Origin of the sequence: Variovorax nitratireducens (assembly GCF_051216545.1) — a bacterium.
In the GTDB taxonomy this organism is placed as follows: domain Bacteria; phylum Pseudomonadota; class Gammaproteobacteria; order Burkholderiales; family Burkholderiaceae_C; genus Variovorax.
Map to the genome: position 1 here is coordinate 63,180 of NZ_JBPJZO010000013.1, position 23,508 is coordinate 86,687.

Here is a 23,508-nt window from a genome sequence, read left to right on the forward strand (position 1 = left end):
GCGCCATGGCGCACGCCACAGCCAGTCTGTCGATCGATCCGGGGGATTGCCGCCGATTGGAAGCTCAACTCGGATCGCATATGGCGGTGACCGCCCTCTTCCTGCTGGCGTCGATCGCTCCTGCTTACACGCGCAAGCAGACGAAATCGTCGTGAGCCAGCTGCTGTCTCACACAGGCCCTTCGGTCACCATCGCCAAGGACTTTCGACGCGGCCGACAGGCCTGCGTCAACTGGGTCAACTGGGTCAACGCGCAAGGCGCAACCCGAGGGCCGTTTGGCGTGATGTCGGATTTGCCCCCGCGATGAAACCCCGTCCTCGGTCTGCCAAAAGGCAACTTGGCGCCCACGTTGTCACTGGTGGTGCACAGTCTCCCGTTGGCACGGACGGCCCTCAATCGCTGAAGCTGAAACGCCCCTCAGCCGCCAGTTGGGTTAGCGGCAGTCGGCCATTGGGCGACTCGCGCGACTGCAATCCCTCGGGAAGGACGTCCTTGTCCCCTCGCTTGCCGATCGCCACGACGGTTTCCACCGCATAGGCATCAGGGATGGCTGCGACCTGACGCAGACGTTCGAAGTCGAAGCCGGCCATCCCATGCGCAGCCCAGCCTGAGAGTGTGGCCTGGAACGCGATGCTGGCCCAGGCTGCGCCAGAGTCGAAGGAATGCCACAGGTTCGGTGCGGCATCGGCCGCGCCTGGAAACACAGCCTGCTTGGCCGAGGCGATGACCACCAGCGCGGCCGCGCGCTGCGCCCACCCTTGATTGAATTCCACCAACGTATCGAAGATGGGCTGCCAACTGGCTGTGTCGCGCCGCGCATAGATAAAGCGCCAGGGCTGGGCGTTGTACGCCGAGGGCGCCCACCGCGCCGCCTCGAGCATGCTGAGTAGCGCAGACTCGGGGATCGCCTCGCCCGTGAACGCGCGAGGCGACCAGCGGTCTGTGAAAAGGGGATGGATCAGGTGATCAGGTTGACGCGTTTGTGTCATGGGTTTCTCAGGTGAAATGCGCGCGGGCGCCTAGATGCCCGCCATGTTGATGTACTTGATGACCAGGTAGTCCTCGATGCCATGGCGCGAGCCTTCACGACCCAGGCCCGACTGCTTGACACCGCCAAACGGCGCGACTTCATTGGAGATCAGCCCGGTGTTCACGCCGACCATGCCGTATTCGAGGCGTTCCGATACGCGCCACACGCGGCCCAGGTCGCGCGCATAGAAGTAGCTCGCCAGGCCGAATTCGGTGTCGTTGGCCATGGCAACCACCTCGTCCTCGGTCGTGAAGCGAAACAGTGGCGCCACCGGGCCGAAAGTCTCTTCACGCGCGAAACGCATTTCCTGCGTGACGCCCACGAGCACAGTCGGTTCGAAAAAGCTGTGGCCCAGTGCATGCCTGCCGCCGCCCGCGATCACGCGCGCGCCCTTCCCAGTGGCATCCGCCAGGTGCTCCTGAACCTTGCGCACTGCCGCCTCATCAATCAGCGGACCGATGCGTACGCCCTCCTCGTCACCCGGCCCGACCTTCAGGGCCTGCAGGGCATCCGCCAGCTTGCGCGCAAACTCGTGATACACGCCGGCGTGCACGTACAGCCGGTTGGCACACACACAAGTCTGCCCCGCATTGCGAAACTTGGAGATGATGGCCCCTTCCACCGCTGCGTCGAGGTCGGCATCTTCGAACACAATGAAGGGCGCATTGCCGCCCAGTTCCATTGAGACTTTCTTGACGGTCGACGCCGTCTGTTGCATCAGGTGCCGCCCCACCTCGGTCGAGCCGGTGAAGCTAAGCTTGCGCACCAGCGGATTCGTTGCGAGCTCGGTGCCAATGTCGCCGGCCGAACCGGTCACCACCGACAGCACACCGGACGGGATGCCCGCACGCTCGGCCAGTGCCACCAAGGCCAGGGCAGTCAATGGGGTCTGGCTCGCCGGTTTGACCACCATGACGCAGCCCGCCGCGAGCGCCGGACCCGCCTTGCGCGTAATCATCGCGGCCGGAAAGTTCCATGGTGTGATCGCAGCGCACACGCCCACAGGCTCCTTGATCACCACGATGCGCTGCGAGGCGATAGGCGCTGGAATCGTCTCACCGTACACCCGCTTGGCCTCTTCGGCGAACCACTGGATGAAGGACGCCGCGTAGGCGATCTCGCCCCGCGCCTCGGCCAGCGGCTTGCCCTGCTCTGCCGTCATGATGCGCGCAAGATCGTCCTGGTTCTCGAGAATCAGTGCGTGCCAGCGCGCCAGCAAGGCCGAGCGTTCGTGGGCCGTGCGCGCGCGCCAGATGGGCCACGCCTGGTTCGCGGCCTCAATAGCCCGCCTGGTCTCGGCGGCCCCCAGCCGGGGCACATGGGCGACTACGGCGCCGCTGGCGGGGTTCGTGACGGCGATGGTCTGGTCAGCGGATATCCACTGGCCCGCCACGAGGCATTGTTCTCGCAGCAGTGAAGGGTCTCGCAGATTCAGCATGGAGTGGGTATTCAAGATTGCAGATTCAGATTTGGGTGATCAGCTTGGTCACCAGGAAGCTGTCGAAAGACTCGGTGCCGCCTTCACTGCCGAAGCCACTGTCCTTCACGCCCCCGAACGGCAGTTCGGGATGCGCCATGCCGGAATGGTTGATATTGACCATGCCGGCCTCCAGTGCGTTGGCCACCCGCGTCGAGGTCTGGATCGACTGCGTGAAGACGTAGGCGGCCAGGCCGAAGGGAAGCGCATTGCCCAGTCGCAGCGCATCGTCTACCGTGTCGAAACGCGCAAGCGCTGCGATCGGACCGAATGGTTCCTCGCGCATGACACGGGCATGCTGCGGCACGTTCGCAATCAGGGTCGGCTCGTGAAAATGGCCGCGCTCGCCCAACCTCTTGCCGCCCACCAGCACCTGCGCGCCCACTTTCTCGGCATCGTTCACGAGTTCGCTCACGGCCTGCAGGCGCCTCTCGTGGATCAGCGGCCCCATCTGGACGCCTTCTTCCAGGCCGTGACCAACCTTCACTCCGCGCAGCGCGTCGGCGAAGCTGGCCACGAAGCGGTCGTAGATGCCGGCCTGAACGAAGAAGCGCGAGGGCGACACGCACACCTGCCCCGCGTTGCGGGTCTTCAGTCGCGCCAGCAAGGTCGCGGCCTGCTCCACGTCGGCGTCGTCGAACACCAGCACCGGCGCGTGGCCGCCCAGTTCCATGTTCATTCGCTTCATGTGCGAGCCCGCCAAAGCGGCGAGTTGCCGGCCCACCGGAACCGAGCCGGTGAAGGAGACGACACGCACCTGAGGCGACTCGATCAATTGGCGCGAGATCTCGTTCGGTACGCCCCACACGATGTTGAACACGCCTTCGGGCAGCCCTGCGTCGTGGAACAAGCGGGCCATCGCCACGATGGCGCTGGGCGACTCCTCGGGCCCTTTGAGCACCACGGTACAACCGGCGCCAATCGCAGCCACGACCTTCTTCATCGCTTGTCCGAACGGGAAGTTCCATGGACTGAAGGCAACGCAGACGCCTGCTGGCTCACGCACCACAAGCTGACGCACCGCCGGGTTACGCGACGGCACGACGCGGCCGTAGATTCGACGGCTCTCCTCCGCGTGCCACTCGACGTGCTCAGCGGCATTGAGCACCTCGGCGACCGCCTCGGGCAACGGCTTGCCGTTGTCCAGCGTGATGCCGCGCCCGATGGCATTGGCGCGCTCGCGCGCCAATGCCGCCACCTTGCGCAATACCTCGGACCGCTCCACCGGCGAGCTGTGTCGCCAGGACTGGAACGCGCGGTGTGCGGCGCTCAATGCGGCGTCGACGTCCTCGCGCGTGGCCCAGGGCAGGTACCCGAGCAAGTCGAAGGTCGCAGGGTCGCGAACGTCTTGTCCGGGGCGGCCGTCATTCCCCACGAAGCGGCCGCCAATGTAGAGGGAAAGATCGGGATACACCATCATCTCCTCAGGCATGCGCCACCAGTTGTGACGGTTCCTCTGAGCCTGCGCAGCCGGCCGGGAAAGACATGGCAGCCGGCAACACCGTCTCGCAGAATGCCGACAGTTGCTGCACGGCGTCGCCCACCTTGCCTGCGACCGCAATGAAGCGATCCGGTCGGAGCAACACCCAATCGACGTTCTTGCCCTGAAACCAGAAGTGCAGCGCGTTCTCCACGTCCTCGACCACCGTGCCCGACGGCTGGACCGGCACATGAGAGCAGGCTTCGTTCCTGACACTGCGCGACCGCACAGCGACGTAGTGGTCGCAGCCCAGGCGGTCGAGTTGCAGCCGCAGGCTGGCGGGCGCGCTCGCCAGTGCGTCACTGCGCCAACTCACCAGTGCGAAGCGGGCGCCGACGACGTCATCGAGCCGCTGGGTACGCCCGGGCTCGCGCTCTATGTTGGGCTGGATGAACATGCGCCCCACCAGTTCGTCGCGCTGCACATCGCCGCTGTCCAGGACGATGCCCTTTATGAAGCGTGGCATGGGCTTGAACTTCATCTGCAACACGTAGTCGCGTACGCGCGGAATGTTCTTGATGGACAGGAAGAAGCGGTCACGCAACCAGGCCACGAAGCGATTGCGCTGGGACAGCACAGATCCGAACAGGTCCGCCAAGTCGATCATCGCCTTGGCGTGCGCATGGCGCTCATCGTGGTAGCTCGTCAGCAACTCGGGTTTCAGCCGCCCCTGCAGGATCCAGGCGAGCTTCCAAGCCAGGTTGAAGGCATCACGCAGGCCCGCATTCAGACCCTGGCCGATCCACGGCGGCGTGATGTGTGCAGCATCCCCCGCCAGGCACACCCGCCCGGAGACGAATGAGCCGGCCACGCGCGAATTGTGCGTATAGACCCGCGCACGGATGACGTTGAGTTTCTCGGGCTGCGCCACATGGCGACCAAGCAGTTCCCGCACCTTCTCGGGAGCTAGCATTTGCTCGCCGTCTTCGCCGGGGAACAGCATGAACTCCCAGCGGCGCAGGCCGTACGGCAAACGCAAGCACACGTAGGGCCGGGCGGGTTCGCAATGCAGCGCGGTATAGGGGGCGTCCAGCGGATCCTGGTCGCATTCGATAACCACCCATTTGGCCGCATGTGTGCGCCCCTCGAAAGGCAGCTTGAGAATGCCCTCGCGCACGATGCTGCGCCCGCCGTCGCACGCCACGAGATAGCGCGCGCGCACCTGACTCTCCGCGCCCTGCACATCGCGCACGGTCGCAGTCACGCCCGTCTCATCCTGCGTCAGCCCGACCAGCTCCACCCCCACGCGCAGGTTGACGTGAGGAAACCGTTCCAGCCCCCGGCGCAAGACTGCCTCGCCGAGAGGCTGGGAAAACAGGTTGCGACGAAACCAGCCGAACTCTCGTGTGCTGGGAAGGATTTCCGCGAAACACTGCTTTCCAGCGGTGTACATGCGCATGGGCACGTTCTGGATCATGTCCCGCAGCATGTCCTCGGCCAGTCCAGCCGCTTGGAAGGTGCGCAACGCCTCGTCGTCCAGCCCCACGGCGCGGGGGTAGTCCATCACCTGCAGGCTGCGGTCGACGATCAGCGTCGATGTGCCGTAGCCACCCAGCAGGTTGGCAATCGAGACGCCGACGGGCCCCGCGCCAACGATAAGCACCTGGATTTCCATTGGGTTTGTCATCGGTTGTGTCTCCCGTAGTTATGTGTCAAGCGGGGCTGAGCAGCCTGATGTCCTGCTGCACCAGCAGGTGTCGAACTTTCTTGCGGAACTCGGTGAAGGCGGGATCGGCCGTCAACTCTGTTCGACGTCGGGCGCGTTCCTCGTAGCTGTCGAATGCCCAGAGATAGACCAGCTGATTGAGATCGCCACTCTCCGGTGCCAGGAGCGCGACCAGATTGCCCAGCAACCGCGTCTGCACCTCGCGCCCCATCTCGTTGTAGATGCGCAGGTACTCGCGCACGCTCCCGGGCACCAGGGTGTAAGTTCGAAGTTCGTGGATCATTTTTTTACTGGGAGGCGAATGCGGGAGTCGGCTTGAGGAATTGGGCGACCAACTGCTCGAACAACACCGGCTGATCATCGTGAACGTAGTGGCCGGCATCGGGGATTTCGGCATCGACGATGCACGAGTTCACTTCGCGCATTCGCGCCACCATCGACGGCTGCAGGTAGTCGGAACGGCCCCCTCGCACCACGAGCGTCTTGCATGCAATGGCCCGCACGCTGGGCTCCAGATCGATCATGCGAGCCGGATCCGGATTGAGCCTCGTCGCGGCGATGCCGGCGTGGTCGTAGCGCCAGGTATAGCCCCCCTCTGGCAGAGGTTTGAGCATGTTGTGGAGGCGCTGTTGCCGGGCCTCTTCCGTCACGGTCGGGCGCAGGGCGCGCATGAAGTCGCTGGCCGCCCCCCAGGATTCGAACCTATCGGGCGTGGTAGCCAGTTCCTTGCGGATACGCGTCGCACCCTCGCTGGTATCGAAGGCCCCCGGACCGGCGTCTTCTATTACGAGGCGCCTGACCTTCTGCGGATGGCGCGCGGCATAAACGATGGCATTGATGCCCCCCATCGAGTGCCCCAGCAGGTCGAAGGGCGCAAGCCCCAGAGCCTGCACGATGCCTTCGATGTCGGCCACGTAGGCATCTGTATAGTAGTTGTGCGTCGGATCCCAGTCCGATTCACCCCGCCCCCGTTGATCGAAGGCAATCACGCGGAACCCGGGTTGCAGCGCCGCGCCGATGCCGGCGAAAGTCTCGGCATAGCCGCGTATGCCATGGAGCATCAGGATGGGCCATCCCTGTTCGCTTCCCCATTCGGTGACGTGGAAGTTCAGCCCAGACAGGGCCAGCGTGTAGTCGCGCCGCTCCATAGCCATCTCAGTACAGCCCGTCCTCGCCCTTGACGTCCGAGGCCTTCAGACCCCCGAGTCGGGCGTTGAGGCGGCCGCGGGTGGCGAAGGCCCAGCACACGATGACTTCGTCCCGATTGGGGCCGTCGCTGAACTGGGCCGTGATGGTGTCGTAGTGCGAGCGCACGTACAGCGCGTCCTTGTGCGCTAGGGGAATGTCGATCACGGTTCCGGGGCCGCCGCGCTTGCCGGTGGACGGCACCCATGACTTGCCGCCGCCCACGTGATCGCGCACCGGGTTGGCCGCCGGATTGGTCAGCAGCGCATTTCCATGCTCGTACTCACCATCGATACCCACCAGGCAGGCTTTTCCGTAGCTCTGGATAGCGCGGCCCTGGGCCGCCTCCTGAATCCGACGACCGAATTCACGCCCGAGTTCGGGGGAGGGCTCGATCCAGGAAGACAAGTCCTGCACGAACTTGCCGGCGAACGGGTTGTGGATGCAGGCTGCGATCACGATCTTGCGCAGCGGCTCGCCATCGGCGGGAGCACCAGTCTCACCGAAGAGGGTGTCTTCGATCTGCAGGTACCACTTGCGAATGCAAAAGACGCTGGAACTGGCGGTCTTGGTCATAGAGATATGCGATCAATGTTGAAGATGAGAGAAGGAAATGAGCGCTGCTCAGTCGTACAACGGCTCGAGGTGGAAGTGATCGCTGGGCGCGTTGTAGGAATGCAGTACGCGCTTGCCCTCTTCGTCGTCGTGGACGGTTTCCAGGAAGAACTCGAAGCGGTGACCGTCCGGGTCGTTGAAGTACAAGCCATAGCCCACCTTGTGGTCAGTTGTCTTGACCACCTCCACACCGGCCCTAAGCAACTGCCCGTAGAGCCGCCTCAACTCCGTAAAGTCGCCGTCGATTTCCAGGCCGTAGTGCTGCAGGGCGCAACCGCCCACCGCAACACCGGGTTCGGGACGGATGAGCGCGATGTCGTGATGCTTCTGGCCGAAGCTCATGAACACCCACTGTGCGCCGCGCGCCGTTTCCTGCATGCCGAGCACGCGCTCGTACCATCCGGCCGACACGAAGGGGTCGGTGACAAAGAGCGAGAGATGCGTGCGGCGGATCTTGGGCCGCACAACGGCCGCAGCCCGCTCAGTCATGGGGCTTGGCCCCCAGGATCGACTTCGGATGCGCCTTGACGGCTGCCACCGCCGGTGTCCACGCCACGGCCGTGATCTCGCTGAAGTCGCGCCAATCCTTGAACCAACTCCGGCCGCCGTCCATCGAGCGAAAGAGGTGGCCGTACTTGGTGCCGGCGAACACCAGCTGGGGGTCTGCAGCGTGCGTTCCGAGCGCCCAGAACGTGGAGTTGGGTACCGCATGGAGCAGTGCGGTCGACCATGTCGCGCCACGATCGAGCGACCGGTAGATCTGCGTGCGTGTGCCCGGCGTGCCGTCACCGATGGCCACCAACAGGACGTCCCGGTCGCCTTCCAGCGCTGCGAGCGTGCGCGTGTAGTACATGCCCTCGAAACGTTCGGCCGAGCTCTCCGCGGCCCACGCCCCGTAGCCGCCGTCGCGGTTGGTGTAGACCGAGTTCACGGTGGCAAGCAAATGCGTCTTGGGCTGACCGCCGCGCGCCGGAAGGATTGTGATGGCGTGGATGTCGCCGTTGACGATGCCGCTTGGCGCGTCGTCCGCGCGACGCCAAGTCTCGCCCTGGTCCAGGCTGTGCCAAGCACCGCCCTCCTCCACGCCAAACCAGACCGCGCCGTCATCGGGATCCACGCAGACAGTGAGAATCCGCGGACGGTTCACGCCGCCGCAGAACTCCGGCAGTTCGATGCCCAGCCGCGTCCAGTTCTGACCACCGTCGAGCGAGCGGAACATCGCAGCGCGAGAGGGCGCGCCCGTTCCAGCGTAGATCACGTTGGAGTCGCGCGGGTCGATCGCGATCGCCCAGACGTGCATGCCGTTTGCGGGCGATTCGAGGCGTCTGAAATGCACGCCCGCGTCTTCGCTCAGGCAGATGCCGGCATCCGCGCCCGCGAAAATCCGGTTCGGATTGCGGGGGTCGACCAGAAGACTGCGCACGACGCCATCGAACTCGATGGCCTCCTTCAGCCCCAGGCGATGCCACGTTGCACCATCGTCCGCGCTGCGCAGAATACCCTGCCCCGCGGTTCCCACAAGAATTGTCCCCTGCATGATCGAGTACTCCTTCGCTTCGCTCAGATGAAGATGCCGCGCGTGATGCCGCCGTCCACGGCGATCGATTCACCGGTGATCGCGCCGGCTCGCTCGGAGGCGAGGAACAGCACGGCATCGGCGATTTCATTGGGTTGCAGCACACGGCGGATCGGTGTGACCTTGGCGTAGTTCGCCTCGACCTGATCCGGCGTCAGGCCCTGCAGCTTGGCCTCCTTGGCGTAGAGCTCGTGGATGTGCGGTGTTTCCACCACGCCGGGATGGATCACGTTGACCGTGATTCCCAACGGGCCGAGTTGATCGGAGAGCGTCTTGGTCAAGTGGCAGATCGCCACGTTGCGCATGCCCGAGAGTTGCTTGCTGCCGCGGCCGGTGAGGCCGCCGATGTTGATGATGCGGCCGAAGCCGCCCTTGCGCATGTGGGGCGCGGCCGCCTTGGCGCAGCGCATGTAGCCCACCACCTTGATGTTGATGTCTTCCAGCAGGCCCTCGGGGTCGGCGTTCTCGATCTCGCTGCGCACGAGGCCACCCGGGTGCGCAGCCCCGTTGACAAGGATGTCGATTCGGCCGAAATGTGCCGCTACTCTGCTCATCATCGCGTCCACCTGCTCGGTGCTGCTGACGTCTGCGGGGGCGGCGAGAATCTCGACGCCCGTTTCCTCGCTGATTTCGCGCGCCACCTGTTCGAGCGGCTCCTTGCTGCGCGCCACGATGGCCACGCGCACGCCTTCGGCTGCCAGCGCCTGCGTCACCGCCCGGCCGATGCCAAGGCTGCCACCGGTCACGACAGCGACCTTGCCTCTGAGTCTCAGATCCATACGTTCTCCTTGATTGATGCAGACCGCCTTCCGGCGCCCTGTCGTTGCGCCCTCAAAGGGCCATTTCGATGAGCGCGGGGCCGGTTCGCCCGAACGCCCGATGCAGTTGTTCAGCCAGTTCCTGCGCCGTGTGTGCGCGCGTGGCCGGGACACCATAGGACTGGGCAAGTCCCACCCAATCGATGCGCGGGTGATCCAGGGCAGTCAGCGCCTCGGCCCTTGCGCCGAGCGCCGCGCCGTCGCGCCGCAGTTCGTTGCGCAGGATGGCGTACTGATGATTCGCTGCGATCAACACGACGACGTCGAGGTTCTCGTGAGCGATCGACCACAGCGTCTGGATCGTGTATTGGGTACTGCCGTCCGACAGCAGCCCGACCACCTTGCGGTCCGGGCAGGCAATGGCCGCGCCCATCGCCACGGGAAGCCCCTGCCCGATGGCCCCGCCGGTGTTGGTGAGCGTGGTGTGCGGGCGGGCGGCCGACGACGCGGCGTAGAACGGATAGCCGCAAGTCCCACCCTCGACCGAAACGATCGCGCGCGCCGGCAACTCGCGCGCCAGAACCGCGGCGATCTTGGCCGGCGTGAGCGCGCCCTCGGGCACGTCCGGCAGCGACGAAACGGGCGCCAGGTAGGCCGGCGCACCCAAGGCATCGGCAATTTGCTCGAGCCGCTCGGCCACCGCCTGTCCCGGCTCGGCGATCACCAGCAGCCGTTCGGCGTTCACCAGCAGGCTGGGGTGACCCGCATAGCCGAAGTACGTCACGGGCGGCAGCGCGCCCACGAGCACCACGAGGTCGGCGGGGTCGAGCACTTCACGCGCCGGTTCGGGAAAGTAGGGCAGCCGATCGAAGGCCGGCAGCCCCTGCCCGCGTTCGGAACGCGACGGAAAGGTCTCGGCATATGCCTGTGCGCCCAGCAGTGCGCACAGGCGGGCTGTCGCTCGCTGGGCGCGCTGCCCCAGCCCTGCGAGCTCGCCGCCGCCGCCCAGCAAGAACACCACGCGCCGAGCCGCGCGCAGGCGCTCGATCCATTGCACCGCGTCGAGGCTACCCTCCGGGCCTGCGTCGACGGCTGCAGGCTTTTCGTCCCTGGCAGCGCGCGAGACGTCGCCAGCCTGAAAGTCGGCGGGGAAGATGAGCGTGGCGCCACGCCCCCCCGCTGCGACGCTTTGCCGCACGGCCTCGACAGCCGCGACAGCACTGTCGTCAGTGCTAGCGATGCGGTGCACCCATCCGGAGACCGGCCGCGCCAGGGATTCGATGTCGGAGGTCAGCGGCGCGTCGTACGGCAAATGCCAGCTGGCGTGGTCTCCGACGAGGTTGACGATCGGCGTGCGTGCGCGCCGTGCGTTGTGCAGGTTCGCGATGCCGTTGGCAAAGCCCGGCCCCAGGTGCAAGAGCGTGGCCGCGGGACGCACGAGCATGCGGCCGTACCCGTCGGCCGCACCGGTGCAGACGTTTTCCTGCAGTCCGATCACGCAGCGGATTTCGTCGCGTTGCTCCAGTGCACGCACCAGATCGAGTTCGGTGGTGCCCGGATTGGCGAAGCAGGTGTCCACACCTTCGTTTGCAAGCGCGAGCCAGAGCGCCTCGGCGCCGGTCATTTTCTTCATTGCCTTCTTTCTTTTATTGCACCTTGATGCCGCGCTCGCGCACGAGCTTTCCGACACGCTCTGCGTCAACAGCGATCTGTGCATCGAGTTCCGCGGGTTTGGACGCCCCGGCCCGCAGGCCTCGCGCGGACGCCCAGGCCTGCAGGTCGGGCGCCGCAAGCACCTTGGTGAGGGCCGCGTTCATTCGCGCCAGGATGTCCGGGGGTGTGCCTGCCCTGGCATGCAGCGAGTAGGAGGTGGACAGCAGCATGTCGGATCCACCGGCCTCGGTGATCGTCGGCACGTTCGGCGCCACCGGCGTGCGCGCACTGGCGCCGACGGCCAACAGCTTCAGGCTGCCCTTCTGCACATGAGGCAGCAAAGCTTCGACACCGCCCGACGTCGCCACCACCTGGCCGCCGAGCATGGCGGGTATGACCTCGGCAAGCGCCTTGTACGGCACGTGCAGGAACTGCACGCCCGTGCCCGCCTGCAGCAACTCCATGTTCAAGTGCATGACGCTGCCCACGCCGCCGGTGCCGAACGGCACCTCGCCGGGGTGCGCCTTGGCATAGCCGATGAAGGACTTGAAATCGTTGGCGGGCACCTGCGCGCTGACCACCAGATACAGATTCACGTCGGCGATGTTGCTGACTGAGACGAGATCCTTCTTTGGATCGAACGGCAGCGGCTGATAGAGCAACGGATTGACCGTGAGGGTGAGCCGGTCGACCAGCAGGAAGGTATAGCCGTCAGCCGGCGACTTCACCACCTCCGACGTCCCGATGATCGCGTTGGCGCCGGCCTTGTTTTCCACAACGAACGTGGTCTTGAGCTCCTTGGCCAGTCCGTCGGTCACAAGCCGGGCCATCACGTCGGGGCCCGTGCCCGGCGGGTAGGGCACCACGATCCGGATGGGCCGCGACGGCCAGCCGGCCTGTGCCCAAACCTGCACCGGTGAAAGGCATGCGGCCAAAAGCATCGCCGATGCAGCGCAGGCTTGCCGAAAGAAATTTCTCTTCATCGCTGACTCCTAGAGACCCCTGCTGACGACGTTCCGGCTCCGAGCGGGGAGCACTCGAATCGCCGAGGGCGATAGCCCGACAACCCCTGCCCCTGTTTTCTCTTTTCTCAGTATTTTGCTAGTTTATCGTTTAGATCAAGAAAAGCAAATATGTGTCTACAAAAAGCCATGTTCTATTGCTAGATTATCACCACTTGTGTTTAAGAACATGTCGTTCCAAGCACGAGGCAACTGGATGCAAAGGCCTTTCCTGCGCCGCATCGTTTAACCTTGGGGTTTGCCAGAGCACGACCCGCGCGCTGCGCATCACCTCACTCTCGACGCCATGAATAGCCTGAGCCGCATGCTCGATGTGCTGAACCTGTTCAAGCCGGATCAGCCCGTGATCGATATCGAAATCATTTGCTCTCAGCTGGGGTACACACCGGCAAGCGCCTACCGCTACGTGCGCGAGTTGTCCAATGTGGGCCTGTTGGTGCGCTTGCCGCGCGGCTACGCGCTGGGGCCGCGGATCATCGAGCTGGATCGGCACATGACGCAGTTCGACCCCTTGCTCGCAGCGAGCCGCGACATCGTGGGCGACCTGGTGGCACAGACGAACCTGGAACTGCTCATCAGCGAGCTCTACGGCTCGACCGTGATCAACATCCTTCAGCGCTCCGGCGCCGACGAGCTGACACTGAACTTCGGACGCGGCCGCCCGATGGATCTCTTCCGCAGCGCCACTTCGCGGGTCATCCTTGCGTACCTGTTGCCGCGCCAGGTGCGACGCCTGTTCGACAGCGCCGCCCCCGCAGATCTCGAGCGCATCGGATTGACGTGGAAAGATTTCTCCAAGGCCATGCTGCGCATCCGCAAGGACGGCTACTGCATCAGCGAGGGCGAACTCGATCCTGGCAAGAGCGGCATCGCCGCTCCCATCTTCGACGAGAAGGGACGCATCATCGGAAGCATTACCCTGGCGGGAAACTCCGAGCGCTTCAATGCTTTCAACCGGGCCTTCCTTTCGACACTGATGGTCGAGGCCGCTCGGAAGATCACATCGCGAATTGCGGGCTAGAAGGCCAACTCCGCATTCGCGGTCGGTCACGAACCGACGAGCGCGGCCGAAAGGCAACGCACTCGCTGCGTCCAGGCTCGGCGATCGTTGACGCCAGCGCATCTGCACCGGCTTTCCAAAGTTCCACGCCGGCGACATTCGCGGCGACCGGTCAATCGACCTTGATCTTCCGCTCCGAGACGACGCGCTGATAGGTCGCCTTTCCCTGAGCGATTCGTGCCTGCATCTCTTCGGGGGCGCTGTAGGCTGCGGTGAAACCCAGGTTGTCGAATGCCTGGCTGACCGCGGGCGCCGCCAGTGCCTTCTTCATGGCGCCATTGAGCCTCGTCAGTACTTCCGGCGGCGTCCCGCCCGGGGCGAGCAAGCCAAAGAAACCGGTAATGGCCAGATCCGGGAGCCCGACCTCCGCCGCAGTCGGAATGGAGGGGAACAGTCGATCGCGCGTGTCACTCGTTATGAACAACGGAACCAGTTGATTGGCGCGCAGCGCGCCAATGAGCGGGGAGACGACCTCGTCCATCAACTGGGCGTCTCCCTTCAGCAGCCCCTCCTTTGCCGAGGCCGCTCCCTTGTAGGGCACGTGAACCAGCTGGATGCCAGTGGCAGACATGAATATCTCGCCCAGCAAATGATTGCTCGACCCCGTTCCTGCCGATGCAAAGTTCAACTCACCGGGTCGCCGCTTTGCCAGTGCGACGAATTCCGCCAGGGTTTTTGCGCCGGTGGCAGGCGTCGTCACGAAGACGAACGGCTGGGTCGCGCCCAGGCTGATGGGAGCCATTCCCGCCACATGCCCCTGATCCGGATAGAGCACCGGCCCGGCCGTCAGGGTGCTCCCACTTCCCCAAAGAAGCGTGTAGCCGTCGGCTTTCGCCAAAGCAGCATATTTCGTTCCAATGCGTCCCCCTGCTCCCGGCTTGTTGTCGACAACGACAGGTTGACCCAGGACGGCCGAGAGCTCCTGCGCGACCGCTCGTGCAGAGATGTCGGTAGAGCCTCCGGGCTCGAACGAGACGACGAGCGTGATCGGCCTGGACGGGTAGGCCTGTGCATTTGCGGGCCGCATCGGGGACAACGCAAAGGCGAGGACGCAGACAGACAGGCAGGCCAGTCGCGACAGCGCCGAATACAAGCGATTCATCATCATGGCAGCCTCTTCAAGTGAAAGGGAACGTCGAAGCCTCGCGCCGAGGCGCACTCAAACAGTGGCAATGGGCGTGACAGGCGAGCCGGCCGCACCGGGAAGATTCAATGGCGGTGCAGTCAGCAGAAAGCGGCTTCGCCCGTTCTTTCTCAGCCAGCGCGCGAGCTCGCCCAAACGCCACAACTCGCCGAGGTGAATGCCATTCTTGAAAAGGCAGTGCTCATGCAGTGGCAGCATCGCGTGCTTGGCGTTCATGCGCATGGCTTTCGGCATCAATTCCACCGCGAAGTTGTCCGAGATCAGTGCGGCAACGCCGATATCGGTGATCCACTCCAGCAGCCGCGGGTCGCCGCCATCCAGACCAGCGCATGCGTGGAGCAGCTTCTCCGCCACGGGTTGCCTGTTCATGCCGAGGATCAGGTCGTCGAGCCCCGTGTATAGACAGACCATGTCTCCGCGCTCGATGGTCACCTGATCGCTTTGCAGGATCCGCATCAAGTCCTCATACCCGACAGGATGGTTCTCCTCGCCATAGTGGCGATTCAGGTCGATCATGACCGCGCGGCCCTGCACACCGTGGCTAGCCAGTTGCTCGATGCCCAGCGCACTTGCCGTCGGATCCTCGTAGGTGTCCCATCGCACGGCGCCTTCGGCACGGCGCGCCAGCTTGATGTGTTCTCCGGCTCGATACCCGTTGTAGAAGACGATCTCGTCGACGCCGTCGCCGTCAGCGTCGAACTCTGCGCCGACGTGCGCCAGACCGTCCCACTGCGTGGAGTACTGCGTGTGCAGGATCACGACGTCATCCGAATAGACGTCGGAATAGAAAGGGTTCTCGCGGGAGAGCGCAAAGCAGAAGCACTGCTCGCCCTCGTTCTTCCCGCCTCGCAGGGTGGCGAAGCGCCGCGGGGCGTGGCGGCGCGGATGCAGCGCCGTGCCCCCGGGATAGTCCAGCGGGAGCGACAGGCTGAACGTCAGCCCCTCCTTCGCCTCCTCGAGGCCCTTCAGCACTTGCGCCCGGCCAACAAGGTTCATCGATCCGCGCTGATCGTCTTCCCCGAAAGAGCCCCAGTTCGAGTCCGGCGGCCTTTGCTTCCAGCGATTCGTCATGGGTGATCTTTCTTCGGCGCTTCAGACGGTGGCGCGAGCGGCGATTTCCTGCTGCTCCGCGTCCAGCGCCGCGCGAACACTGTCGCGTTGCGCGATACGCTCGAGATAGGCACTCAGGTTCGGCCATCGTGAAAGATCGAGGTTGTGGACGTGGCTCCACATGACGATGGTGTAGCAATAGGCGTCGGCAACCGTGAAGCGGTTGCCGTGCAGGTACTCCCGCTCCGACAGCACGGTGTCCAGCCAGGCCAGGCGCCTGTTCAGGTTCTCTATGGCCAGGATTCGATACTCGGCAGGCGTGGTGGATCGGAACAGCGGCGTGAAGCCCTTGTGCAACTCCGAGCCGATGAAGTTGAGCCACTCGATGACCCGATACCGATCCATCGCCGCGCCAGCCGCCAGCAGTCCGCTTTCCGGCTTCATGTCGGCAAGGTACTGCACGATCACCGGGCCTTCGGTCAGCAACTCCCCGGCGTCGGTCTCCAGGGTCGGAACCTGCCCCTTCGGGTTGATGGCGAAGTAGTCACCCCCACCTTTCAGCTTCTTGGCGCGCACATCCACCCAAATCAGCTCCAGCGGGATACCCGCTTCACGCGCGACGATGTCGACGGCCAGCGAACATGCCGTGGGTGTCAAGAACAGCTTCATGTGTTTCCTCAGTCCAATGGGGTTGCGCGCGCCAGCGCCGCCGGCAGGGAGATTGTTAGTGCTTTTTTTCCCATATTCCGATAATTTTTTAATCTCGTCAACAATGGCATAGGTCAAGATTCCGCCAAGGAGACAAAGCGCCAGCCTCGAGCGACGAGAACCCTAGAATTCCCAGCCGCAGGCGCGATCAGCCGGAAGCGGGAGGAGACCCCTACATGCAGCGCGCAACGACCACGCCACCCAAGGTGGCTTCCAAGACCCGCCGGGCAGCCGTCGAGGCCCAGGACTCGGAGCAGGACTCCTCGAGCCTCTCCCGGATGCTGAGCACGCTCCAGCTCTTCACGCACGACCAGCCGGTGCTGTCGGCCGAGGAGATCGCACAGGGCGCAGGCGTCCCCACCAGTACCGCCTATCGCTACGTCAAACAATTGGCGACGGCCGGCTTGCTGGTCCGCTGGAAGGGCGGCTACACGCTCGGGCCCAGCATCATGGAGCTGGATCTGCAAATCAGGCAGTGCGATCCGGTCATCCGCGCGGCGTCCGAGCCCATGCGCGTGCTCTGCGCGCAGACCGGCCTGAGCGCGCTGCTCACAAAGCTCTATGGCAACAAGGTCATGACCGTGCACATCGAGTCCACGAGCGACACGGGATCGCTTGCCTACGGCCGAGGCCGGCCATTGCCTCTGTTCCGAGGTTCCAGCTCTAAGGCGATCACTGCCTTTCTGCCGGCGGCGAAACTGCGCCGACTGTTCGAGGATGGCAAGGCGCGCGGCGACGAACAGCTGAACGACTGGGCGAGCTTCCACGCCAACATGTCGAACATCAGGCGCCAGGGGTTCGCCCTCTCTGTCGGAGAGCTCAACAGCGGCATCGAAGGCATCTCCGCGCCGGTCTTCATCGAATCCCGGCAGGTCGTGGGCAGCATCACCCTCATCGGCGATGCAGCGCGCATGGCACTGCTTCGCGAGGAGGTCGTCATCGAAATGGTGAAGGCAGCCGCCTCTACGATCAGCAACGCATTGCAGTAAAAGCTCCCCGCGCTCCGAGCCCTCAGCTCCCGTTGAAGGCCCCTCAGCAGCGATGTATTGCTTTTTTCTCAAAATATGAGAAAGTTGGCCTGACACAAAACTGAAAGGCCGATCGTGGTGCTTCGCTGGCTCCGACACATGCTGAAGATCGGTCTTCTTGGCGCCGTTCCACTATCGGCCTGGACTCAACCCCAGACTCACGCGTTTCCGACGAAGCCCATCACTATGATCGTCGGCTTCGCCGCCGGCGGGGGCACGGATACGGCGGCGCGCTTGCTGGCCCAGGATCTTGCCGTGGAACTGGGGCAGTCGGTTGTGGTGGACAACAGGGCGGGTGCTGGCGGAATGATCGGGGCTGCCGCCGGCGCGAAGGCGCCTGCGGATGGCTACACCCTGTTCTTCGGATCGGGTTCGGAGCTGGCAGTGCTGCCGGCCCTGAAGAAGGGACTGGCTTACGACACCCTGAAGAGCTTCACGCCTGTCACGCAGGTGGGCACCGTGTCGTTCATGCTGGTGGCGCATCCATCAGTACCTGCCAACAGTGTTGGCGAATTGATTGCTCTTGGCCGTGCGAAGCCAGGGCAAGTGAGCTTCGCCTCCTATGGTGTGGGTTCGACCAACCATCTGATCGGTGAACTCTTCGCGATCAAAACACGAACGAAGCTGCTGCACGTGCCCTACAAAGGGAGTGCGGCCGCCGCGACGGATCTGATCTCCGGCGAGGTACAGATAGCGTTCGATACCGTGTCGGTGATGCTTCCGCATGTGCAGGCGGGGAGGCTGAAGGCGCTCGGCGTCCTGTCTGCCCAGCGCGCCGCCCAGGCCGCTGATCTTCCAACGATGGCCGAAGCCGGCGTCCAGGACTTGGTGGTCGACGGCTGGCTCGGCGTCATGGCACCGATAGGCACGCCCGATGCCATCGTGCAGCGCCTCGACAAGGCCATCGGCAATGTTCTTGCCAAACCGCGTATCGCTGAAACCCTGACGCAACGCGGTGTGAAGGTATCGGGCGATGGCCCCGAACCCTTTCGAGCCTTCATCAAGCGGGAACTGGAGAAGTGGCGCAGCGTGGCCCAGAGCGCCAACATTCAACTCGACTAGTTGTCCGCAAGCATCCAATTCCTGCCATACGCCGCACATTTGCCATGCCCAAGAAAACACTCTCCGCAGCGCTTGCACTGCTTGCCTTCCTCGCGGCCTTCAACGCCCGAGCCGAGCCAGCGTTCCCCACAGATCGCCCGATCTCGCTGGTCGTGCCGTTCTCCCCTGGCGGCGGCACCGACATACTCGCCAGGCTTGTGGCCACCAGACTCGGCTCGATGATCCGGCAGTCCGTCATCGTAGACAACAAGCCCGGGGCCAACGGTGTGCTCGCGAGCCAGTACGTCGAACGGGCCAAGGCCGATGGCTATACCCTGATGTTCGGCAGCAGTTCGACCCACGTCCTGTCTCCGATGCTGTCTCCCAAGAAGCAGCAGATGGAACAAGTCCGCAAGAACTTTTCGGTTGTCAGCATTGTGGCGGAGACCCCACTGGTCTTGGCAGTGAGCGCCAGATCCGAGTTGCAGAATCTCGATCAGCTGCTGAACACCTCGCGCGGCCGTGACCTGAGCTTCGGTACCTTCGGCTCCGGCTCGTCACCCCACATCATGGGAGTGCTGCTCGCCGCACAAACCAAGACGCGCCTCCTGCATGTTCCGTACAAGGGCTCTTCGCCCGCGATCACCGAGTTGCTCGGCAATCACATCGACAGCGTGTTCCTGACGGTCGCGGCGCTCAGCAGCCATGTCGAAGACAAGGAGGTGCGTGCCCTGGCAGTCACCGGGCCTCGCCGCGTGCAGACATTGCCCGACGTTCCCACTTTCAAGGAAGCTGGAGTATCAGGCCTCGAAGATTCGGGTTGGTTCGCCGTATTCGCGCCCAGCGAGACTCCCACCCATGTTCTGGACTCCCTGCACAACGCCATCGAGCGCGTGATGGCGACACCGGAAATCCAGACCAAGCTGGTGGAACTGGGGTTGCGCGGCTCGACTGGCAGCCGCGCGCAGCAAACAGCCAAGTGGGAGCGGTCCATCGCCGCCACGCAGGCGATCCTCACCCAAGTCAGGCTCGAGCCAAATCGGTAGTGGCGGGCGCATGAAATCCTCTTCGGCCACTTCGCATTCGAACGCGTCTCTCGCGGGACGCCGGAGCGAGGGCAATGAACGGGCCTGCACGCCTGCCTTCGGCCCTGGACGTCCATCTGCCCGTGTGCAGCCGGGCAATCTCCGGTTTCGTTTCGTGCCCTGGGGGATCAGAAGATGCCGCCGAGGTCTCCGGCCAGACGTTCAACGAAATGCTGGCGGCGAACGAGCAAATTTCCGGCGTCTAGATCGAGGAGCCGCGCACTACACAACGATCAGCCGCCTCCCTTCAACCCACAGGCGCTGCAGTTCCTGTCGATGACCTCGAATTCGCATCCCTTTGCCACCAAGAGAATGAGAGATGTCATGAAGCTTTATCACGAAGTACGCGGTTGCTCGCTGGCTGTCGACATCGTCGCGCGCGAGTTGCAGATTCCACTTGAACTTGAATGGGTCAACATGACCACCAAGCGTCTGAAGGACGGTTCGGACTACTTTCGCGTCAACAGCAAGGGCACCGTGCCCACCCTCGAACTGCCCGATGGGCAGCACCTCAGCGAAGGCGCGGTCATCATGCAGTACTTGGCAGATCAGCGCCCGGGCAACGCGCTTCTGGCGCCGCCCGGCACACTGGAACGGTACCGGACGCTCGAGTGGATGAGCTTCATTGGAGCGGATCTCCACAAGGGGGGCTTCATGCCCCTCTTCAAGGCCGCGACTCCGCCGGAATACAAGAAGATCGCTCGCCAATACCTCGACAGCCGACTGGAATGGTTGAACGGCCAGTTGGGTGATCGGGACTACCTCATGGGCTCTGCCTTCACGATCGCGGACGCGCATTGCTACACGATCGCGATGTGGACAAGAGCCCATGACATCGACACTGCACTATGGCCCCATCTCGAAGCCTACCTCGCTCGTTCGGGGTCGCGATCCAGCGTGAAAGCCGCTGAGCAGGCGGCGCGAGAACAAGGAGAGCGGGAACGCGAAGAGAGAATCCAGACAATGCACTGATCGGCGCTGGCAAGACGCAGGGGTTCACTGCAACGGTGGGTCAGATCTGCGTGGAAATCAGCAGTTGCGTCTCCGGACGCTGACGCAGACCAGGAGTGCGACGCGGCCCGCTAGCTGTAGTTTCACAAGAGGTTGTTCACCCGAGGTAAAGGAAGATGGAGGTTCTCAAGCCGGCCGCTTCCTTCAAGACTCCTCGAATGAACATTCATAGGAATGCCTCAATGACGCCGCGAGGTCGAGCGCATCTGATGCGCGAGATCGATCGAATCGGGCTCAAGCCTGCGGCTCAGCCGCAGGCTTGAGCGAGCACACACGCCCGCAAATGGCGACGCCGTTGGGTCAGTTAAGGTGCCTGCGGCTTGATTGACCGCAGCTCCCGGCCCAAGCGCTGTCCCCGGCGCAGCGATGCCTCCAAGGTCGAACGCGCCGTGGCGCTGCGCCGCAACCAGCGCCTGACCTACGAATGCGTTGCCGAAAACTACACCCGCCGACGTGGCAGACGTAATCCGCTACATGCTCACGCGGCCGCGTAGCATGGCCATCCGCGACGTCATCATGATACCGAGCAATTTCGATTTGTAGAGAACCGCTTGAATGCCGCCGACACGGCACTCACGGGACGAGAGTTTCAAGCCAGACGTCAGCGCGCTAGTCAGCGTTTTCAATGCTTAGTGCGTATCCAATACTCGCCCAGAAGTACCGCTTTGAAGGCCACTGTCCGGCAGCGCTACTTTTGCGACATCACTCTGTTCGTCGCCATGACGCTCGTCCTGTGGCAGCTTAGATACTCGCTGAGTTCGCTCGCGTAGCACCCTGAGAAAGGGAAGGGATGCCACTGCGCGAAAATGTCGCCAGGCTTCATACCCGTCCGTCGCACGGTTCCGCAACCATGTTCAAACAGGCATGAAAACTAAACGGTCGAAGCGCTTTGAGACGGTGGGATCCTTGTTCAGAAAAAGGTCCGCGACCATTCTCCGCAGCCACATATGGCCAGGGTCGCGATGTTGCCGCTCCGACCAATACTGCTTGATGGGGATGGCCGGAATGTTGAACGGCGGATCCACGGCACACAGGCCTGCGCTGGCCATGAAGGAAACGGCAACGACCTTTGGTACCGTGGCAATCAAGTCAGTGTCCCGCACGATGAAGGGGATATGCATGAAATGTCGCGAACGAACCGCAATGCGCCGATGGATTCCTTCGTTCGCGATCCAGTCTTCGAACTTGCGCTGACCGTGGCCGTCGCCCACCAGAGAAATGTGTTCGGCCTGACGGTAGGCTTCCATCGTAAGACCCGCTTCGAGGCCAGGATGGCCTTGTCGCAGCATGCAGACAAAGGGGTGCTTGAACAAGCTTTGCGTGTACACGGCCTTGGTTGTCAGATCGGGCATGTAGCCTAGGGCCAAGTCGACTGCGCCATCCCGCATTGCCTGAATTAGGCTCGCCGCATCCAAGCAGATGCACTCGACTACAACATGGGGTGCGCTCTCGCGGATCTTGCGCAGCAGAGGTGGCAAGAACACCATCTCGCCAATGTCGGTCGTGTTGATGACGAAGCTACGCCTGCTTTGCTCCGGCAAAAAGCTCGACGGCTGCAGAACCTCTTCGTAGAGGATGGCCAGCATGCGCGCGATCGGTTCGCTCAACTCTTGCGCCTTGGCGGTGGGGCGCATTCCTTTGGCCGATCTTACGAACAGTTCATCGCCGAATACGTCGCGCAACTTCTTCAACGCATAGCTGACGTTGGGTTGCGTGAGGTTCAGCGATTGAGCCACCGCAGTCACGCTGCCCAGCTTGAGGAGCGCATCCAACACGACCAGATGCGGCAGGTCAAGACGTGTGCTATCAAGATTTTGCATAGAACTTATCCGTTCAGAGGGCTTTGCCAAAGCCTGCGTCGATCTTAGCCTTGCGCTCCATCAGACAACTACAACGGAGACAAACATGACATTTGCCGCCTCCACGCCCACCTTGCAGGACGCAGAGCGTCCGGTACGAGGCCATCGCTGGATCTCACGCGAAATCGCACGACTTAACCCAGAGTCCGACTATGCCCGGATCTGGCAGCTTACGGTGATGTACTACACCGACGAAACGCTGGCCAATCTGCTGTACACCACGGGCATGCCCTGCTTCACTCAGAGCCCGTACGGCAGCGAACTGCTCATCAGCCGAACCCGCAAGGCGCAAGAGCACCAACACGAGCGTGCCTACGACACCTTGTCCCATTTCTGGCGCTGGTTTGAATACGGGCCTGAGCACATCGAGGCACAACGCTCAGTCGAGCGGGTCAATCGCATTCATGAGGCGTTGGCCCAAGGGCTGCCCGAGGCCTTTTCCAACGACGATTTCATCTATACCACTTCTTGGCTCGGCACGTTCCTGCATCGCTTGCGCCTGATGCTGGGTCTATCCGGTTTCAGCGACAAGCAGAAGGTAGCGGCACACCATTTCTGGCGCGGCATCATGATGAAAATGCGTGGGCCTCAAGGCTATGTCCAAGGGTATCCCGAGGACTTCGCCGCCATGGAGGCGTTCGTGGACGAGTTCGAATCGCGGCCTTGGGCCCCCTGTGAGACGGGCCGACTGCTCGGCCAGTACGCAATTCGGCAGTTCAACGAAGCGCGCCTTCCAAAACCTTTGTGGGGCCTCGGCCGGCAGCTGGTACTGACGGTGCAGGCGCCACACATTCGCCGATTGCATCGCATGGGCGATCCGAATCCGGTGGCTGCGTGGCTCATCAGACGTGCACTGTTCTTGAAAGTTTGGATGGCCGAGAACGTGTTGCCTGATCCCAAGGCGCACGCGCCGCAGCGCGCCCGTGGAAGAGGCGATACCAACGAGCAACACCGCGTTCCACCAATGGTGGACGCGGCCCAATGCCCATTTCACGCCGCCGGAAAGACTTTACAAACGAAAAGCAGCAGCGCTTGCCCCTTCCATCACTAACCCGCCTTT

Annotated in this window: 24 protein-coding genes and 1 pseudogene; 9 read left to right on the forward strand and 16 right to left on the reverse strand. The window is 63.3% G+C overall.

Going from position 1 to position 23,508, the window contains the following annotated elements; genetic code table 11:
• Window positions 1-5 precede the first annotated feature (5 nt).
• Window positions 6-155 carry a hypothetical protein gene (locus ACSFA8_RS23465; RefSeq protein WP_435481887.1) on the forward strand — a complete coding sequence of 50 codons (150 nt, stop codon included), beginning with the start codon at window positions 6-8 and terminating at the stop codon, window positions 153-155.
• Between the two features lie 237 nt (window positions 156-392).
• Here ACSFA8_RS23465 and ACSFA8_RS23470 read toward each other — a convergent pair whose 3' ends face one another.
• From ACSFA8_RS23470 to ACSFA8_RS23525, 12 genes are read right to left on the reverse strand one after another with little or no spacing between them, the layout of a single operon-like run.
• Window positions 393-989, reverse strand: coding sequence for a nitroreductase family protein (locus ACSFA8_RS23470; protein ID WP_435481888.1), 597 nt, complete (start codon window positions 987-989; stop codon window positions 393-395).
• Window positions 990-1,019: 30 nt separating this feature from the next.
• Window positions 1,020-2,468 (reverse strand): NAD-dependent succinate-semialdehyde dehydrogenase, encoded by a 1,449-nt coding sequence (locus tag ACSFA8_RS23475; RefSeq protein WP_435481889.1) that lies wholly within the window; start codon window positions 2,466-2,468, stop codon window positions 1,020-1,022.
• A 25-nt stretch (window positions 2,469-2,493) separates the two neighbouring features.
• Complete coding sequence (locus ACSFA8_RS23480; RefSeq protein WP_435481982.1) at window positions 2,494-3,921, reverse strand: NAD-dependent succinate-semialdehyde dehydrogenase; 1,428 nt, start codon at window positions 3,919-3,921, stop codon at window positions 2,494-2,496.
• Window positions 3,922-3,931: 10 nt separating this feature from the next.
• Window positions 3,932-5,614, reverse strand: coding sequence for a bifunctional 3-(3-hydroxy-phenyl)propionate/3-hydroxycinnamic acid hydroxylase (locus ACSFA8_RS23485; RefSeq protein ID WP_435481890.1), 1,683 nt, complete (start codon window positions 5,612-5,614; stop codon window positions 3,932-3,934).
• 25 nt (window positions 5,615-5,639) lie between these two features.
• Window positions 5,640-5,936, reverse strand: coding sequence for an NIPSNAP family protein (locus ACSFA8_RS23490; RefSeq protein WP_435481891.1), 297 nt, complete (start codon window positions 5,934-5,936; stop codon window positions 5,640-5,642).
• A gap of 4 nt (window positions 5,937-5,940) precedes the next feature.
• Window positions 5,941-6,801, reverse strand: coding sequence for an alpha/beta fold hydrolase (locus ACSFA8_RS23495; protein ID WP_435481892.1), 861 nt, complete (start codon window positions 6,799-6,801; stop codon window positions 5,941-5,943).
• Between the two features lie 7 nt (window positions 6,802-6,808).
• Complete coding sequence (locus ACSFA8_RS23500) at window positions 6,809-7,414, reverse strand: amino acid synthesis family protein (RefSeq protein ID WP_435481893.1); 606 nt, start codon at window positions 7,412-7,414, stop codon at window positions 6,809-6,811.
• 48 nt (window positions 7,415-7,462) lie between these two features.
• Window positions 7,463-7,942, reverse strand: a complete 480-nt coding sequence (locus ACSFA8_RS23505) for a VOC family protein (RefSeq protein WP_435481894.1) — start codon at window positions 7,940-7,942, stop codon at window positions 7,463-7,465.
• Window positions 7,935-8,990, reverse strand: coding sequence for a WD40/YVTN/BNR-like repeat-containing protein (locus ACSFA8_RS23510; protein ID WP_435481895.1), 1,056 nt, complete (start codon window positions 8,988-8,990; stop codon window positions 7,935-7,937). Before ACSFA8_RS23510 ends, ACSFA8_RS23505 begins: the two co-directional genes overlap by 8 nt.
• Window positions 8,991-9,013: 23 nt before the next feature.
• Complete coding sequence (locus tag ACSFA8_RS23515) at window positions 9,014-9,808, reverse strand: SDR family NAD(P)-dependent oxidoreductase (protein WP_435481896.1); 795 nt, start codon at window positions 9,806-9,808, stop codon at window positions 9,014-9,016.
• A gap of 52 nt (window positions 9,809-9,860) precedes the next feature.
• Window positions 9,861-11,420, reverse strand: a complete 1,560-nt coding sequence (locus ACSFA8_RS23520; RefSeq protein WP_435481897.1) for an acetolactate synthase large subunit — start codon at window positions 11,418-11,420, stop codon at window positions 9,861-9,863.
• Window positions 11,421-11,433: 13 nt separating this feature from the next.
• The gene (locus tag ACSFA8_RS23525; RefSeq protein ID WP_435481898.1) at window positions 11,434-12,423 is read right to left on the reverse strand and encodes a Bug family tripartite tricarboxylate transporter substrate binding protein; all 990 of its coding nucleotides are present in this window, start codon (window positions 12,421-12,423) and stop codon (window positions 11,434-11,436) included.
• A 343-nt stretch (window positions 12,424-12,766) separates the two neighbouring features.
• Here ACSFA8_RS23525 and ACSFA8_RS23530 point away from each other — a divergent pair, with 343 nt between their 5' ends.
• Window positions 12,767-13,483: an IclR family transcriptional regulator gene (locus ACSFA8_RS23530; RefSeq protein WP_435481899.1), complete on the forward strand. Its 717-nt coding sequence runs from the start codon at window positions 12,767-12,769 to the stop codon at window positions 13,481-13,483.
• 151 nt (window positions 13,484-13,634) lie between these two features.
• Here the strand turns inward: ACSFA8_RS23530 and ACSFA8_RS23535 are convergent, their stop codons facing one another.
• Genes ACSFA8_RS23535 through gstA (ACSFA8_RS23545) form a run of 3 tightly spaced genes read right to left on the reverse strand, consistent with a single transcriptional unit; the run spans window position 13,635 to window position 16,385 of the window.
• Window positions 13,635-14,630 (reverse strand): Bug family tripartite tricarboxylate transporter substrate binding protein, encoded by a 996-nt coding sequence (locus tag ACSFA8_RS23535; RefSeq protein ID WP_435481900.1) that lies wholly within the window; start codon window positions 14,628-14,630, stop codon window positions 13,635-13,637.
• Window positions 14,631-14,681: 51 nt separating this feature from the next.
• A complete protein-coding gene (locus ACSFA8_RS23540; RefSeq protein ID WP_435481901.1) occupies window positions 14,682-15,737 on the reverse strand; it encodes a cyclase family protein in 1,056 nt (351 codons plus the stop codon).
• Window positions 15,738-15,758: 21 nt separating this feature from the next.
• Entirely contained in the window at window positions 15,759-16,385 is a 627-nt protein-coding gene (gstA, locus tag ACSFA8_RS23545; RefSeq protein ID WP_435481983.1) for a glutathione transferase GstA, read from the reverse strand.
• Between the two features lie 215 nt (window positions 16,386-16,600).
• On the opposite strand from gstA (ACSFA8_RS23545), the gene ACSFA8_RS23550 reads away from it, so the two are divergent.
• The 6 genes and pseudogenes from ACSFA8_RS23550 to ACSFA8_RS23575 form a co-directional block, all read left to right on the forward strand.
• Window positions 16,601-17,413 carry an IclR family transcriptional regulator gene (locus tag ACSFA8_RS23550; RefSeq protein WP_435481902.1) on the forward strand — a complete coding sequence of 271 codons (813 nt, stop codon included), beginning with the start codon at window positions 16,601-16,603 and terminating at the stop codon, window positions 17,411-17,413.
• 138 nt (window positions 17,414-17,551) lie between these two features.
• Window positions 17,552-18,514: a Bug family tripartite tricarboxylate transporter substrate binding protein gene (locus tag ACSFA8_RS23555; RefSeq protein WP_435481903.1), complete on the forward strand. Its 963-nt coding sequence runs from the start codon at window positions 17,552-17,554 to the stop codon at window positions 18,512-18,514.
• Between the two features lie 44 nt (window positions 18,515-18,558).
• On the forward strand, window positions 18,559-19,539 hold the full coding sequence (locus tag ACSFA8_RS23560; RefSeq protein WP_435481904.1) for a tripartite tricarboxylate transporter substrate binding protein: 981 nt from the start codon (window positions 18,559-18,561) through the stop codon (window positions 19,537-19,539).
• Window positions 19,540-19,613: 74 nt separating this feature from the next.
• Entirely contained in the window at window positions 19,614-19,784 is a 171-nt protein-coding gene (locus ACSFA8_RS23565) for a hypothetical protein (protein WP_435481905.1), read from the forward strand.
• A gap of 118 nt (window positions 19,785-19,902) precedes the next feature.
• Window positions 19,903-20,550: a glutathione transferase GstA gene (gstA, locus tag ACSFA8_RS23570; RefSeq protein ID WP_435481906.1), complete on the forward strand. Its 648-nt coding sequence runs from the start codon at window positions 19,903-19,905 to the stop codon at window positions 20,548-20,550.
• 197 nt (window positions 20,551-20,747) lie between these two features.
• Window positions 20,748-21,026 (forward strand): annotated as a pseudogene (locus ACSFA8_RS23575) (leucine zipper domain-containing protein); the annotation flags it as partial.
• A gap of 417 nt (window positions 21,027-21,443) precedes the next feature.
• Here the strand turns inward: ACSFA8_RS23575 and ACSFA8_RS23580 are convergent.
• Window positions 21,444-22,409, reverse strand: coding sequence for a LysR family transcriptional regulator (locus tag ACSFA8_RS23580; RefSeq protein WP_435481907.1), 966 nt, complete (start codon window positions 22,407-22,409; stop codon window positions 21,444-21,446).
• A gap of 85 nt (window positions 22,410-22,494) precedes the next feature.
• Here ACSFA8_RS23580 and ACSFA8_RS23585 point away from each other — a divergent pair, with 85 nt between their 5' ends.
• Window positions 22,495-23,499 (forward strand): oxygenase MpaB family protein, encoded by a 1,005-nt coding sequence (locus ACSFA8_RS23585; RefSeq protein ID WP_435481908.1) that lies wholly within the window; start codon window positions 22,495-22,497, stop codon window positions 23,497-23,499.
• Window positions 23,500-23,508: the final 9 nt, after the last annotated feature.